This window comes from Marinobacterium sp. xm-m-383, assembly GCF_013283255.1.
Lineage (GTDB): Bacteria > Pseudomonadota > Gammaproteobacteria > Pseudomonadales > Balneatricaceae > Marinobacterium_E.
The window spans coordinates 117783-131292 of sequence record NZ_WBYT01000004.1; the positions used below are offsets into that span (position 1 = coordinate 117783).

Sequence of the window (13510 nt, forward strand, 5' to 3'; positions counted from 1 at the left end):
CTGCCCTTTTTCGCTCTTTTAACAGCACTGAGAGGCCAATATGCATTGTCCCTACTGTGGCGCATCGGACACCAAAGTGAACGACTCAAGACTGATCTCAGAAGGTCAGCAGGTTCGTCGTCGTCGCGAATGCGTGAGCTGTCATGAGCGATTCACCACCTTTGAAGCGGCAGAACTGTTAATGCCGCGTCTGATTAAGAATGATGGCAGTCGCCAGCCGTTCGACGAAGAGAAGCTTCGTTCAGGTATTACCCGCTCCCTAGAGAAACGCCCGGTCAGTATTGAGCAGATTGAAGCCTGTTTGAACCGCGTAAAGCAGCGTTTGCGTGCACCGGGTGAGCGTGAGATTGAGTCAAAACTGGTCGGCGAAGCGGTCATGGCTGAACTGCGTAAGCTTGATCAGGTCGCTTACGTTCGTTTTGCTTCGGTCTACCGTGACTTCCAAGACATCAATGAGTTTAAACTTGAAATTGAGCGTCTAGCTGAGCCCGAAGTAGTCGAGACTAAAAGTGCCTCGAAATCGGCACTGACGGCTAACGCCCTACCAGAACCTAAATCGAAACCGAGTCGTAAATCTCGTCAGAAAAAACAGGAACCACAGGTTCCAGATAGTCCAGATCTGTTTGGAGACGAGCTACTTTGAGTTTTACGATCGAAGATCGCCAGTACATGGCAAGAGCCATACAGCTGGCGGCTAAAGGCACCTACACCACAGACCCTAACCCCAGAGTCGGCTGTGTATTGGTGCGCGATGGTGTGATTATCGGCGAGGGTTACCACCAGCGCGCCGGTGAGGGCCATGCAGAAGTCAACGCGTTAAAAGCGGCCGGTGATGCAACCGGTGCGACTGCCTATGTCACTCTGGAACCCTGCAGCCACTTTGGTCGGACGCCACCCTGCTCTCAAGGACTCATCGACGCCGGAGTGACGCGTGTCGTTGCGGCCATGGTTGATCCAAACCCTGAAGTCGCTGGAAAAGGCATTGCAATGTTGAAAGCGGCGGGCATCGATGCGGCTGCCGGGTTACTTGAGAGTGAAGCGCGGGCACTGAATCCTGGGTTTCTTTCCAGAATGGAGCGCGGCCGTCCTTTTGTTAGATTGAAACTTGCTACCAGTATTGATGGACGAACGGCCATGGCATCGGGTGAGTCGCAGTGGATCACTGGCCCTGAAGCGCGAGCCGATGTGCAACGACTGCGAGCCCGCAGTAGTGCAGTGATTACCGGGGTCGGATCGGTTCTACAAGATGATTCTGCTTTGACGGTTCGGGAAGCTCAGTTGCCGGCATCGGTTGTGCCGCTGACTGAAGGTCGTCAACCCTTGCGCGTGGTACTGGATTCGCAGGGCAGGCTGCCAGCCTCAGCACAGATGCTGGCGCTGCCTGGCAGAACCTTGCAGGTTGTCGCTGCAAACAACTGCAACCCACTTGAGGGTGCTGAGCAGGTTCAACTAGCGAATGAAGCAGGGCGTATCGATTTGCCACAGTTGCTTAGCTATTTGGCCGAAAAAGAGTCCTGTAATGAGGTGTTGGTGGAGTGTGGCGCCCAGTTAGCCGGTGCCATGCTAGCAGCAGGGTTAGTAGATGAGTTGGTTCACTATATGGCACCTAAATTGATGGGGTCTGATGCCCGCCCTCTAGCTGAGCTTCCATTAACTGAGATGTCTGAAGCGATCGAGATGAAACTGAAAGATGTCCGACAGTTTGGTCATGATCTTCGCATGACCTGGACAGTTTAGGAGCAGAAGGTGTTTACCGGAATTATAGAAGCGATCGGTACCGTCGCTGCCAAACAAGAGGTTGGTGGCGACCTTCGATTGACCCTAGCAACGGGTCAATTGGACATGTCCGATGTGGCGTTAGGCGACAGTATTGCCACCAATGGGGTCTGCCTCACCGTGATTGAGTATGATCAACAACATTTTACGGCCGATGTTTCGCAAGAGAGTCTGGCACATACTCGATTGATGGATCTGCGACCCGGTGAAGCGGTCAATCTGGAAAAAGCACTGCTGCCAACAACCCGTTTAGGCGGGCACTTAGTCTCTGGACATGTCGATGCTGTGGGTAGCATCGCTTCCATTGAGCGCGATGCCCGCTCAGTGCGCATAGCCGTCGACATGCCTAGCTCGTTAGCTCGCTATATCGCGCCGAAGGGATCGGTTACAATAGACGGTGTAAGTTTGACGGTGAACAGCGTTGATGAACACAGCTTTTACCTCAACATTGTGCCTCATACGGCAGATACAACGATCATTAGTCAGTATGAAGTGGGGCATGGTGTTCATATCGAAGTAGATATGATCGCTCGCTACTTGGAGCGTTTGCTTCAAACGAAACAGGAATCTGAATCGTCCAGTGAAGGGATTTCATTGGAGATGTTGGCCTCTGCAGGCTTTATGCACAGGCGTTAATTTAGGAGTGGATATGCAATTAAACAGCGTCGAAGAGCTACTCGACGACATTCGCCAAGGTAAGATGGTTATCTTGATGGATGATGAAGATCGTGAGAATGAAGGTGATCTAGTGATTGCGGCCGAAATGGTGCGTCCAGATGACATCAACTTCATGGCAAAGAATGCCCGCGGTCTAATCTGTCTTACCTTGACGCGTGAACACTGTGAACGTCTGAACCTCCCGCTGATGGTGCAGAGCAACGGTGCAGCCTACTCCACCAACTTCACGGTCTCTATTGAAGCGGCTGAAGGTGTGACCACGGGTATATCAGCCGCTGATCGTGCTCATACTGTGCGTACAGCCGTGCGTGGTGATGCTAAACCTGAGGATATCGTTCAGCCAGGTCACATCTTCCCATTGATGGCACAGCCAGGTGGTGTATTAAGCCGTGCAGGTCATACAGAAGCGGGTTGTGATTTGGCTCGTATGGCAGGTATGAGCGCAGCGTCTGTGATCGTCGAAGTGATGAACGAAGATGGCACCATGGCGCGTCGTCCCGACCTTGAGATCTTTGCCAAAGAGCACGGTTTGAAGATCGGTACTATTGCGGATCTAATCCACTACCGTACGACTAATGAGCAGACAGTGACGGTGGCAGACACAGGTTCACTGGAGACAGATTACGGTCAGTTTAATTACACGACCTATAACGATGAGATCCTCGGCTGTACCCACCTTGCACTTCACAAAGGTGATATCAGTGCTGATGAGCCGACTATGGTTCGTGTACACAACCGCTCTGAAGTTCTGCGTGACGTGGTTGGCGTAGCTGAGGAGAGTGAAGCTAAGTGGACACTGCGTCGCGCACTAGAGCGTATCGCTGCAGAAGGTAAGGGTGTTGCCCTGCTTCTGGATAGTGGTAATCGCATCGATCTTGGCGACTCTATCAGCCAGATCACCAGTGGTTCTAAACCGTCTAAAGTGAATGTCAGCGCGTCCGGCGCTTACCTGACAGTAGGTACTGGTTCACAGATTCTACGTGATCTTGGGGTAGGCAAAATGCGCCTGCTCAGTTCACCAATGAAATTTAATGCAATCTCAGGCTTTGATCTTGAGATTGATGAATACATCCCTTTTGCAGAGTAAAAGATCATGAGTGTAAAAGTAGTTGAAGGCGATTTTGTCGCTGCAAATGGTCGCTACACAATCGTTGTTGGCCGTTTCAATTCATTTGTCGTAGAGAGCCTATTAGAAGGTGCTATCGACGTTCTTAAACGCCACGGCGTTTCTGAAGATAATATCCGCATCGTTCGTGTACCGGGTGCGTTTGAGATTCCATTGGCGGTTAAGCGCGTCGCTCAACAGAAACAAGATGATGCAATCATCGCACTGGGTGCGGTAATTCGTGGTGGTACGCCACACTTTGAGTACGTCTCTAACGAAGCGTCTAAAGGTGTAGCCCAGGTATCTCTCGACTTTGATATCCCAGTTGCAAACGGCGTTCTGACAGTGAACTCTATCGAGCAGGCAATCGAGCGCTCTGGCACGAAAGCAGGTAACAAAGGCGCTGAAGCCGCGCTATCAGCTGTTGAGATGGTGAGTCTTCTTCGCCAACTTGAGGTTTAAGATGAGCGAAGAACAGGCTCCTAAGCGCAAAAAAGTCTCTAATACAGAGAAGCGTCGCAACGCTCGCAGCTTTGTGCTGCAGGCACTCTACTCTCAAGAGCTGACGAAAAACGCAACGAATGAGGTAGAGGCTCATTTTCGTGTCGACAACGACATGAGTGAAACCGATGTACCGCTCTTCTCTGAACTGTTGCAAGGCGTGAATGCGCAAAAAGCAGAGCTTGATCAAGCGTTTAACATCTATCTGGATCGTAACGTCGAAGAGTTAGATCCGGTGGAAGTGAGCGTACTTCGTATCGGTGCTTATGAGCTGATCAATCGTATCGAAGTCCCTTATAAAGTCGCTATCAACGAGAGCGTTGAGTTGGCGAAAATTTTTGGGGCAACCGAGAGCCACAAGTACGTTAATGGCGTCCTCGATAAGCTGGCGCAAAAAGTCCGCGCTGTCGAGATCAAAGCCAACCGCGGTAAGTAATGCCAGGCGAATTCGATCTGATTCGCCGCTATTTTGACTCCATCAGTGGCGATCATCCCAGTGTTCAACTCGGCATTGGTGATGATTGCGCTCTGTTAACGTCCAGTCCCCATACCGAACTCGCTATCTCTGTCGATACGCTGGTTGAAGGTGTTCATTTTCTACCGGACATCGATCCAGAAGATTTGGCGTGGCGATTAGTTGCCAGTAGTGTCAGCGACTTGGCGGCAATGGGGGCATCCCCCAAATGGCTGACACTTGCCTGTACACTGAATGGGCCTACGCGAGAGTGGTTAGCAGCCTTCTCAAAAGGTTTAGCAGAGGCCTGTCATCACTACTCACTGATATTGGTCGGCGGGGATACCACCTCAGGGCAACAACAAGTGTTTACGGCTCAGGTGCATGGAGAGGTTCCGTTAGGCATGGCGCTTAAACGTAGCGGTGCACAATTGGGCGACGCCATTGTGGTCAGCGGCACTCTAGGCGATTCCCGAGCCGGATTAGCGCTATTAACTGCTGAGTGTGAAAGTGGGTCTGATTACCTACTTGAACGCTACTACCGGCCAACGGCACGACTTGCGCTGGGTGAGGCGCTGCGTGGAATTGCGAATTCAGCCGTGGATGTGTCGGATGGTCTATTAGCGGATCTTGGGCATCTATTAACCGCTTCGGGTGTTGGGGCAGAGATCCATACTGAGTCACTACCTCTATCAGCCGACATTAAAGATCTTGCCCCAGATTTGGCAGAGAGATGGGCGCTTTCAGGCGGTGAGGATTTTGAACTCTGCTTTACACTTCCACAGGATAGAGTGCCTGAACTTCAACAAATCAGTGAACGTCTAGCACTACCCCTGACTCTAGTAGGCAAGATCACTCAACAAACAGGGATCACACTGTTGAAATCGGGCGAACCTGTGCCTCTGCCTGCCTCATTGGGTTTCAACCATTTTGGAAACGAACATGAATAGAGTGCCTGCCAGTATCTGGCGAAACCCCATTCACTTTTTAGCCTTTGGTTTGGGTAGTGGTGCCGCGCCAAAAGCACCCGGTACCTTCGGTACGCTTGCGGCCATTCCTATTTGGTACCTATTCAACGATTGGGCACTGATACCCTATCTTCTATTGATGTTGGTGACCTTTCTATTGGGTTGCTGGTTGTGTGGCAAAACCTCAGAGGATCTGGGTGTTCATGATCATGGCGGCATTGTCTGGGATGAGTTTGTTGGCCTATGGATTACCTTTATTGCGCTTCCGGCGGGCTGGGAGTGGGTCGTGTTCGGGTTTGTTATGTTTCGTCTATTCGATATCTGGAAGCCCTGGCCGATAGGCTGGGCAGACCGACGCGTCTCTGGCGGCCTAGGTATTATGTTGGATGATCTATTGGCCGGATTAATGGCGCTAGGGGTCGTGCAAGCGGTAAACTATGCTGTATAGCAATCTGCTTTAGTGATCTGGTCGTAATACCTTTCACTAATTCAGAGGTAAAGATGCAAGGATGCATCGAATTGAGGATAAGATTTTGGATATTAAACTGATAGCGGAATGTAAATTGCCAATGCCTATGGGTGTATTCCGTATGGTTGGTTTCGAAGAGGTCGAGAGCGGTAAAGAGCACATCGCGCTGGTATACGGTGATGTTGCAGGTGACGAACCCGTTCTAGCCCGCATGCACTCAGAGTGTCTAACAGGTGATGCCTTGTTCAGCTTGCGCTGTGACTGTGGCTTTCAACTGCAAGAGGCCCTAAAGCGCATTACCGAAGAGGGCAAAGGCGTTCTGCTCTACCTACGCCAAGAGGGCCGTGGTATCGGTCTTTTGAATAAGGTCAAAGCCTACAACCTGCAAGACTCTGGCTGTGACACGGTAGAGGCCAATGAGCGCTTAGGCTTTGCCGCTGATATGCGTAACTACTCAATGTGTCAGCCAATGTTGGATGCGATCGGTGTTAAGAGCGTTAACTTAATGACCAACAACCCGCGTAAAGTCGCTGCACTCGAAGAGTATGGTGTGAATGTCTCGTCGCGTGTGCCACTGCAAGTCGGTAAGAACCGCTACAACGAGCACTACCTAGAGACGAAAATGGGTAAACTCGGTCATATGATGAGCGAAGTGCATTTCAAACCGGATGCTTAATGGCATAGGTTGGTACTGATTTGGTGCATTGATAAACCTCAGCAGCAGTGCTGGGGTTTTTTTAGGTCTGTAGAAAGTGCTCTATCTGCTCTCGAATTGAGTCAGCATCTAAGCCGGCATCTTGTAACTGTTCATCCCGAGTCGCATGCTCAATCCAACGATCGGGAATGCCAAGGTTAAGACAACGTAAGTTCTGGCCATTATGAGTCAGCCACTCATTCACAGCACTGCCCGCTCCGCCCGCAATAGCCCCATCTTCCAGGGTGATAAAGTGAGAGTAAGTATTCACTAGCTCTTCAAGCATAGCTTCATCGAGTGGTTTGACGAAGCGCATATCGATTAAGCCAAGATCCAACTGATCAGCGACCTGCTCGGCTGCTGGTAACAGAGGGCCAAAGTTGAGTATGACGCCACCTTTGCCAACTCTTACCAACCGGCTTTGACCCATGGCTAAGGACGCTAATGGAGTTCTGCTCTTAACGCCTTCGCCTCGAGGGTAGCGGACCACAGCACAGCCATTGTATTGGTAGCCTAGAGTCAGCATCTGCTGCTGCTCATCCAGTGTGGAGGGCGTCATAATGACAACCTCGGGTAGCGAGCGAAGCATTGGGATATCGAAGATACCTGAGTGGGTTGGACCATCTTCCCCAACCAATCCTGCACGATCTACAGCGATCAAACAGTCGAGATTTTGCAGGGCGATATCGTGGATGACCTGATCCAAAGCGCGCTGCAAAAAAGTTGAGTAGATTGCCAGAACCGGTTTCATCCCACCTACCGCAAGGCCGGCTGCAAAGGTGGCTGCGTGCTGTTCTGCAATGGCAACATCAAAGTAACGTGTTGGGTATTGGTCAGCGAATTGCACAAGGCCAGAACCCTCCCTCATGGCCGGGGTAATCGCGACTACTCGAGGGTCACTTGAAGCAGTTTCACAGATCCATTGGCCAAACTGATCGCTGTATTTCAGATTAGGAGCACTGATCTCTGATGGTTTTTCCAGTTTAGTGATGGCGTGATAGCCGACCGGATCCTCTTCAGCTGGCTTAAACCCAAACCCCTTACGAGTTCTAATATGCAGGAATTGAGGCCCTGTTTGGCTCAATGACTGCTTAAGGGCAGGGATTAATTGGCTCAGGTCATTACCATCAATAGGGCCAGAGTATTCAAAGTTCAGTGCTTCAAATAGAGGCATCACAGGGTTAGTGGGTGCTTGCTCACGTAGATTCTTGGCTAGATAGGTGGCCAATCCCCCTTGGTTGGGCGAGATCGACATGTCGTTATCGTTCAGAATGACGAGTAGATTCGCATCAGTATGTGCTGCGTGGTTGAGTGCTTCAAAGGCCTGACCAGCCGTCAGAGCCCCATCACCTATAACAGCCACCGATTTACGATCATTGCCTTGCAGTTTGTCGGCAATCGCCATACCTAGAACGGCGCTGATAGAGGTGCTGGAGTGCCCAGTGCCAAAGCAGTCGTAAATACTCTCAGCTCGATCGGGAAAGGGAGTAAGCCCCTCTCGTTGCCGTATGTTAAGCATCGCCTCACGACGACCCGTCAGAATTTTGTGCGGATAGGCTTGGTGACCTACATCCCAAACCAGATGATCGTCTGGTGTGTCTAATAGCTGGTGAAGCGCTAGTGTCAGTTCGACAACCCCTAGTCCGCCACCAAGATGTCCCCCAGTCTGACCGACACAGAAGAGCAGATAGAGACGTAACTCATCCGCTAGCTGCTGTAATTGGCCCAGATTCAACCCTTTTAAATCTGAAGGGGAGTCAATCTGGTCCAACAGTGGAGTCGCAGGACGTTGTGTGGGGATATCAGTAATCATTAATGGTTACGGGCAATGACAAAATCAGCAAGGGCTATTAATGACTGGTTACGTTCACCGAAGGTTTCTAGAGCTTCAATCGCCTGTTGGTGCAATTCATTCAACCACTGCTTGCTTTGAGTAAGCCCAATAAGTGCAGGGTAGGTGGCTTTGTCTCTCTCTTCATCAGAACCTTGGGGTTTGCCCAGTTGTTCTGTGGTGCTTTCGATATCTAAGATGTCATCTTGAATCTGAAATGCTAGTCCAATCTTTTGCGCGTAACGATCGAGTGCCTCTAGATCCGTATCGGTAGCATTACCACTGGCTAAAGCGCCTAAACGCAGAGCTGCACGAATGAGTTCGCCCGTTTTAGCTGCGTGCATGCTTTTCAGCTGCTCTAGACTCAGTCTTTTACCCTCTGAGCCTAGGTCAAAGGCTTGTCCATCAACCATACCCAGATCACCACTGCATCTAGCTAGGGTATGAACCATCTGTAACTGAGTGGACGCTGGTAGTGCATCAATAGGCTGACTGAGCAGTTCAAATGCCCAGGTTAGCAGTGCATCACCGGCTAATATGGCGGTCGCTTCATTGAACTGGATATGGCAGGTTGGTTTGCCGCGGCGCAGCTCATCATTATCCATAGCCGGTAGATCATCATGCACCAGTGAATAGCTATGAACGCACTCCAAAGCACACGCGGCCGTATCCGCTTGCTCAATTTGTCCACCTAGTAACTCAGTGGCCAGGTAGACCAGCGTGGGACGAAGGCGCTTGCCTCCATTCATCAGGCTGTAGTGCATCGCCTGATGAAGGCTAGGGTCAATCCCGTTACGTTCAGCTAAACGTCGACTGAGCTCAGCTTCAACTCTCTGTCGGTACATAGCTAGCATTGGTTGTGGCATTAGGTTTGTTCAGATTCGTTAAACGGTTGTTCTACCAGCTCGCCGGATTGCTCCGTCAACATCACGACTTTCTGTTCGGCCGATTGCAGAATTTTTTGGCATTCGCGGGTCAGGCTGATCCCCTCTTCAAAGGATTTTAGTGCCTCTTCGATAGAGAGGTCCCCCTTCTCCATCTCTGAAACCAGGGCTTCTAACCGTTTTAGGGAGCCTTCGAAGTCCGTTGTCTGTTTGCTTTCTGCCATGATTACTCAGTCCTTAAATTTAGGGAACCTGCGAACAAGTTTTGTAGTATACCCTGTCCTTAAGCAAAGGTCCGTGCAATACCTATGGTGCTGGTAATGATCAGTACTGTGCCAATAATTTTGAAGAAACGGGCGGAATCGGTCTTGACCAGATAGCGGTGCAGCTTTTGCCCAAGAAGGTGGCCGATGAATGCGCAGGGCAGCAACCAGAGGTGGTGGATTAACTGCAGATCGACGCCTACGACAAAGAAGGATCCCATCTTGATAACCACCAGAATGAACCAGAGAACAAACAGTGTATCGCGCAGTTGCTCTTTAGCGACATGGCTAGCGTAGACGGCCATGACCAGTGGCGCTGCAATCAAAGAAGTACCACTGACATAGCCTCCCAGCATTAAGAAGAGGTTATCGATCCAAGCGGAGTTGCTTTTAAAGGGTTTATTAAGAATGTAACCAATTGAATAGACGATGACGATGACAAAAATTAGCCCAGACATGATCTCGTTGGGCAGTGTTAAGAGCCCGAATACCCCAATCAGCTTCGGGATAATCATCACTTTTAGGGTTTTCTTCAGATAGGGCCAATCGACATTCTCTTTGAGCCCACTGGTTCCCAAACGCTTCGCTTTGAAATGATTCCCCAGCGTAATAGCCCCTGAAAAGATGAGCAGGTGCACGGCGATTATGGGCAGAAAGATGAGGGGATCATCAACGATTAACAGCAGAAACGGTAGGGCGAGTACGGCACCACCAAAGCCAAGGCCGGTTCGAACAAAGCCGCTCCAGACAAAGATGAGTGCAATGAGAAGGTATTGCCACCAGATTAGATCAGACAAGCTGTACCCCGAGAGTTTTTAAGAGCCGCTATTGTATGCCAGAAAACAAAAAACCGGCACTAGGCCGGTTATTTGTAGAGACGTCTAAAACTTATTTAGAGGAATCTAGCATGTGTTGGATAGCGCCCTGAAGTTCAGCATCAGAACAATCCATGCAAGTACCCATTGGAGGCATTGCGTTGATACCCGTCTTAGCAGTCGCTAGAAGCGCATCGATACCTTTAGCGGCACGTGGAGCCCATGCTGCAGCGTCACCCATTTTAGGAGCGCCAGCAACGCCAACCATGTGACAAGCTAGACAGTATGTGTTGTATACAGTTGCGCCATCACGCTCAGCCATTGCAGTTGCAGGAACCATAAGAGCAGCGGCTGTTAGGCCAAGTAGAGTCTTTTTCATTATATCCACCTCAATTCATGAACTTTCGTTTGCTCTTATGGAGCTAAATTTAGCTTAGAGCGCCCGATCGAATAAGTTTATAACCAAAGGTTCGTGTAAGTCCAATTAATCTACGAAGATGAGGGGCTATTGGAGCAATTAGCGTCTAAAGTCGCATCGCAAAGCTGGCTTGCGAGTGTTGAGCTAGACCTCTTTTAGAGGTTTCATGCTCGCGTTCGATCTTTTTCAACGCAGCATCAAGATCGGTGCGGTCAATATTAGGTTGGTTTTTAAGCTCAGAAACGTTAAAGCCACGATGGTGCATTCTTACTAGCGCATCACTATGATTCATTGTGCAGCTACCTTTTTATTGTTTATCAATTTAGTAGCGTGATTAAACGCCTTAAACATGACAGTTTGGTGACGTTTGGGTTAACAATTAATAACAGCGAGTCGAAGAAAGTTAGCGGGGTTAGTCATGAGTCATTTGGAATTAATAGCCTTACCGAAAGCTCATCTACAAAATCAAGGTTCTCAGCTCGATATATTAACGGGCGACATAAGGACTGAGTTTGGTGTGGCTCGATCTGCATGGTTTAACGACCGTCTCCTTTTTCTTGGGTTTTATGAAGGGGATGAGGTTTGTGGTTGGGATGATTTAAGCAAACGATTTGCCAACGCAAACTGGTACATCTCGAATGAGAAGGCGGTTGAGTTGTTTGGGAGTTTTTGTCATCAACCCAAACCTTCAGCATGGGTGATCGGTACAGAATTTCAAAAAGAGGTCTGGCAAGCGGTTTGTCAGATTCCAGAGGGTGATACAGTGAGCTACTCTCAGCTTGCTTTAAACATTAAAAATCCCAAAGCTGTTCGGGCGGTTGGATCAGCACTGAGTGCAAATAACATTGCTTATTGGGTGCCATGCCATCGTGCCGTCAGAAGTGATGGCTCATTGGGAGGTTACCGCTGGGGGTTGCCGTTAAAAGCAAGAATGTTAACTGCCGAGTCTACTGCTCGCAGATCTTTTCAAAAGTGATGTAGCGCAAAGCGTAAAGCGCAAATGGTGGAATGGAGATGAGTAGAGCGGCTATCTCATAAGCATTGAAGGCTCCTCTCTCAGTAAACACGGTCGTGATAATTAACCAAAGGACCACTAAAAAAACGGGAATATAAGAAGTTGATTCTTACCACTGAGTGACAGTTTTGTTTTGCACCTTGTACAAATGTAGTCAGTGCCCATACCCTCTTCACGTTGAATAGGGCGTCGAGTTTCACAAACTGGACACCAACCTTTCATGCAATCAGGCTCCTTTAAGTGCGTCCGCTGCTGCGGTAATACCCAACTTGTAGCTGGTCAAGCCAAAGCCTGATATCTGACCAATAACGACCTGTGAGAAGACCGATTTATGTCGGAACTCCTCACGCGCATGAACGTTGGACATGTGCACCTCAACGATAGGGCCTTTGTCTTTGAATATCGCCAACGCATCGGTGAGACCGTAGCTGTAGTGAGTCCAAGCACCTGCGTTGATAACGATCGCATCAACATCTTCCAAAAAGGCTTGATGAATTTTGCGTGCCAGCTCACCTTCGATGTCTGTCTGGTAGCACTCAAGCTCACACCCCTGCTCAGCAGCCCAATTAGCTGCGGCCGATTCGATATCTTGCAGCGTAAAGGTGCCGTAATGTTTCGGATCACGCTTGCCGAACATTGCGTGGTTGATGCCGTGAAGCAGAAGTATTTTTGCCATGGTTCTATCCTTAACTGTTTGCCAGAGAACTGGTCATATAGGCCTAGTCTAAGATCCTGCCGCATGAGTGCAACATCTTTTGTACATAGATTGAAAAAGAGCCGTATACTTTGAAGCTCTTTATGTTCAGTGCAGGTTTCCCTAATTGATTGAATTTGGAAGTACAGCCTTTGTCATTGCGTTGATTGCCGCCTGGTTTGTTGGCCTATCAAAAGGTGGATTGCCCATCATTGCTATGTTGTCGGTGCCGATCCTCTCCCTAGTGATGTCACCTATGACGGGTGCCATTCTGTTGCTACCCATCTATATCATCAGTGACATGGTGGCGGTGTGGCTCTATCGAAAACACTTCTCAATGATCAATCTGAAAAATCTTATCCCCGCGGGTCTGCTAGGGGTGTTTATTGGTTGGGCAACGGCATCCATTGTCTCTGATCAGTTTGTCGCCCTGCTGATCGGTATTATGGGCCTCACGTTTGTCTCCTATATCTGGTTTGGAAAGCGCCAAGTAAAAGAGGCGAAAAAACCGACCATAGTGGGCGGTTGGATCTGGGGCACCATTGCCGGTTTTACCTCGTTTATCTCCCATACTGGTGGCCCACCCTTTCAGGTCTATGTTCTGCCACAAAAACTGGAGAAACTGGTGTTTGCCGGGACAGCAACGCTCTTCTTTGCTGTGATCAACCTCTCAAAACTGCCACCCTACCTAGCGCTTCGTGGCTACTCCACAGAGGATTTAACGCTGGCGCTTTGGATGGTGCCCAGTGCACTGTTGGGTACCTTTATGGGGGCTAAGCTGACTAAGATTTTGAAGGATCGATGGTTCTTTGGCTTAGTAGAAGTCGGACTGCTGCTGGTCTCTATAAAGCTGATCCACGGAGTAGTAATCGACTCATTATGAGTAACATTGGTGACAGGCTTCAGCCTGTCATCCGCATTCTTGTTACGCTCAGAATTAGCAGG

The 13510-nt window shown here is 49.6% G+C and carries 17 protein-coding genes and 1 pseudogene; 11 read left to right on the forward strand and 7 right to left on the reverse strand.

Annotated elements, in window-relative coordinates; translation table 11 throughout:
- Positions 1 to 40: 40 nt before the first annotated feature.
- The 9 genes and pseudogenes from nrdR to ribA form a co-directional block, all read left to right on the forward strand.
- Positions 41 to 502 (forward strand): annotated as a pseudogene (gene nrdR, locus XMM383_RS08005) (transcriptional regulator NrdR); the annotation flags it as partial.
- Between the two features lie 137 nt (positions 503 to 639).
- Positions 640 to 1737, forward strand: a complete 1098-nt coding sequence (gene ribD, locus XMM383_RS08010; RefSeq protein ID WP_254443110.1) for a bifunctional diaminohydroxyphosphoribosylaminopyrimidine deaminase/5-amino-6-(5-phosphoribosylamino)uracil reductase RibD — start codon at positions 640 to 642, stop codon at positions 1735 to 1737.
- 9 nt (positions 1738 to 1746) lie between these two features.
- Positions 1747 to 2412 carry a riboflavin synthase gene (locus XMM383_RS08015; RefSeq protein ID WP_173484448.1) on the forward strand — a complete coding sequence of 222 codons (666 nt, stop codon included), beginning with the start codon at positions 1747 to 1749 and terminating at the stop codon, positions 2410 to 2412.
- Between the two features lie 13 nt (positions 2413 to 2425).
- On the forward strand, positions 2426 to 3541 hold the full coding sequence (gene ribBA, locus XMM383_RS08020; protein WP_173480131.1) for a bifunctional 3,4-dihydroxy-2-butanone-4-phosphate synthase/GTP cyclohydrolase II: 1116 nt from the start codon (positions 2426 to 2428) through the stop codon (positions 3539 to 3541).
- A 6-nt stretch (positions 3542 to 3547) separates the two neighbouring features.
- Positions 3548 to 4021 (forward strand): 6,7-dimethyl-8-ribityllumazine synthase, encoded by a 474-nt coding sequence (gene ribE, locus XMM383_RS08025; protein ID WP_173480132.1) that lies wholly within the window; start codon positions 3548 to 3550, stop codon positions 4019 to 4021.
- 1 nt (position 4022) lies between these two features.
- Complete coding sequence (gene nusB, locus XMM383_RS08030; RefSeq protein WP_173484449.1) at positions 4023 to 4496, forward strand: transcription antitermination factor NusB; 474 nt, start codon at positions 4023 to 4025, stop codon at positions 4494 to 4496.
- Positions 4496 to 5464 carry a thiamine-phosphate kinase gene (gene thiL, locus XMM383_RS08035; protein ID WP_173484450.1) on the forward strand — a complete coding sequence of 323 codons (969 nt, stop codon included), beginning with the start codon at positions 4496 to 4498 and terminating at the stop codon, positions 5462 to 5464. Before nusB ends, thiL begins: the two co-directional genes overlap by 1 nt.
- Positions 5457 to 5930, forward strand: coding sequence for a phosphatidylglycerophosphatase A (locus tag XMM383_RS08040; protein WP_173484451.1), 474 nt, complete (start codon positions 5457 to 5459; stop codon positions 5928 to 5930). The genes thiL and XMM383_RS08040 overlap by 8 nt, the downstream gene beginning before the upstream one ends.
- 85 nt (positions 5931 to 6015) lie before the next feature.
- On the forward strand, positions 6016 to 6627 hold the full coding sequence (ribA, locus tag XMM383_RS08045) for a GTP cyclohydrolase II (RefSeq protein ID WP_173480732.1): 612 nt from the start codon (positions 6016 to 6018) through the stop codon (positions 6625 to 6627).
- A gap of 61 nt (positions 6628 to 6688) precedes the next feature.
- Here ribA and XMM383_RS08050 read toward each other — a convergent pair whose 3' ends face one another.
- The 6 genes from XMM383_RS08050 to XMM383_RS08075 all read right to left on the reverse strand — a co-directional run bounded on the left by XMM383_RS08050 (position 6689) and on the right by XMM383_RS08075 (position 11148).
- Entirely contained in the window at positions 6689 to 8458 is a 1770-nt protein-coding gene (locus XMM383_RS08050; protein ID WP_173494964.1) for a 1-deoxy-D-xylulose-5-phosphate synthase, read from the reverse strand.
- Positions 8458 to 9342, reverse strand: coding sequence for a polyprenyl synthetase family protein (locus XMM383_RS08055; protein ID WP_173494965.1), 885 nt, complete (start codon positions 9340 to 9342; stop codon positions 8458 to 8460). Before XMM383_RS08055 ends, XMM383_RS08050 begins: the two co-directional genes overlap by 1 nt.
- Positions 9342 to 9584 (reverse strand): exodeoxyribonuclease VII small subunit, encoded by a 243-nt coding sequence (locus XMM383_RS08060; RefSeq protein ID WP_173484453.1) that lies wholly within the window; start codon positions 9582 to 9584, stop codon positions 9342 to 9344. Before XMM383_RS08060 ends, XMM383_RS08055 begins: the two co-directional genes overlap by 1 nt.
- Positions 9585 to 9643: 59 nt before the next feature.
- Positions 9644 to 10420, reverse strand: coding sequence for a sulfite exporter TauE/SafE family protein (locus XMM383_RS08065; RefSeq protein ID WP_173480139.1), 777 nt, complete (start codon positions 10418 to 10420; stop codon positions 9644 to 9646).
- Between the two features lie 91 nt (positions 10421 to 10511).
- Positions 10512 to 10817, reverse strand: coding sequence for a cytochrome c5 family protein (locus XMM383_RS08070; protein ID WP_173480140.1), 306 nt, complete (start codon positions 10815 to 10817; stop codon positions 10512 to 10514).
- Between the two features lie 145 nt (positions 10818 to 10962).
- Positions 10963 to 11148 carry a hypothetical protein gene (locus XMM383_RS08075; RefSeq protein ID WP_173480141.1) on the reverse strand — a complete coding sequence of 62 codons (186 nt, stop codon included), beginning with the start codon at positions 11146 to 11148 and terminating at the stop codon, positions 10963 to 10965.
- A gap of 126 nt (positions 11149 to 11274) precedes the next feature.
- On the opposite strand from XMM383_RS08075, the gene XMM383_RS08080 reads away from it, so the two are divergent.
- On the forward strand, positions 11275 to 11832 hold the full coding sequence (locus tag XMM383_RS08080; protein WP_173489011.1) for a methylated-DNA--[protein]-cysteine S-methyltransferase: 558 nt from the start codon (positions 11275 to 11277) through the stop codon (positions 11830 to 11832).
- A 265-nt stretch (positions 11833 to 12097) separates the two neighbouring features.
- Here the strand turns inward: XMM383_RS08080 and XMM383_RS08085 are convergent, their stop codons facing one another.
- Positions 12098 to 12547 (reverse strand): type II 3-dehydroquinate dehydratase, encoded by a 450-nt coding sequence (locus tag XMM383_RS08085; protein WP_173484455.1) that lies wholly within the window; start codon positions 12545 to 12547, stop codon positions 12098 to 12100.
- Between the two features lie 145 nt (positions 12548 to 12692).
- Between XMM383_RS08085 and XMM383_RS08090 the strand changes: the two genes are divergently transcribed.
- Positions 12693 to 13448: a sulfite exporter TauE/SafE family protein gene (locus XMM383_RS08090; protein ID WP_173494966.1), complete on the forward strand. Its 756-nt coding sequence runs from the start codon at positions 12693 to 12695 to the stop codon at positions 13446 to 13448.
- The last annotated feature ends 62 nt before the right edge of the window (positions 13449 to 13510 follow it).

Bases quoted from the DNA above. Each gene is read 5' to 3' on its own strand.
- ribBA (WP_173480131.1), top strand. From the start codon at position 2,426: ATGCAATTAAACAGCGTCGAAGAGCTACTCGACGACATTCGCCAAGGT.
- ribE (WP_173480132.1), top strand. From the start codon at position 3,548: ATGAGTGTAAAAGTAGTTGAAGGCGATTTTGTCGCTGCAAATGGTCGC.
- nusB (WP_173484449.1), top strand. From the start codon at position 4,023: ATGAGCGAAGAACAGGCTCCTAAGCGCAAAAAAGTCTCTAATACAGAG.
- thiL (WP_173484450.1), top strand. From the start codon at position 4,496: ATGCCAGGCGAATTCGATCTGATTCGCCGCTATTTTGACTCCATCAGT.
- XMM383_RS08040 (WP_173484451.1), top strand. From the start codon at position 5,457: ATGAATAGAGTGCCTGCCAGTATCTGGCGAAACCCCATTCACTTTTTA.
- XMM383_RS08050 (WP_173494964.1), bottom strand. From the start codon at position 8,458: ATGATTACTGATATCCCCACACAACGTCCTGCGACTCCACTGTTGGAC.
- XMM383_RS08055 (WP_173494965.1), bottom strand. From the start codon at position 9,342: ATGCCACAACCAATGCTAGCTATGTACCGACAGAGAGTTGAAGCTGAG.
- XMM383_RS08060 (WP_173484453.1), bottom strand. From the start codon at position 9,584: ATGGCAGAAAGCAAACAGACAACGGACTTCGAAGGCTCCCTAAAACGG.
- XMM383_RS08070 (WP_173480140.1), bottom strand. From the start codon at position 10,817: ATGAAAAAGACTCTACTTGGCCTAACAGCCGCTGCTCTTATGGTTCCT.
- XMM383_RS08075 (WP_173480141.1), bottom strand. From the start codon at position 11,148: ATGAATCATAGTGATGCGCTAGTAAGAATGCACCATCGTGGCTTTAAC.
- XMM383_RS08080 (WP_173489011.1), top strand. From the start codon at position 11,275: ATGAGTCATTTGGAATTAATAGCCTTACCGAAAGCTCATCTACAAAAT.
- XMM383_RS08085 (WP_173484455.1), bottom strand. From the start codon at position 12,547: ATGGCAAAAATACTTCTGCTTCACGGCATCAACCACGCAATGTTCGGC.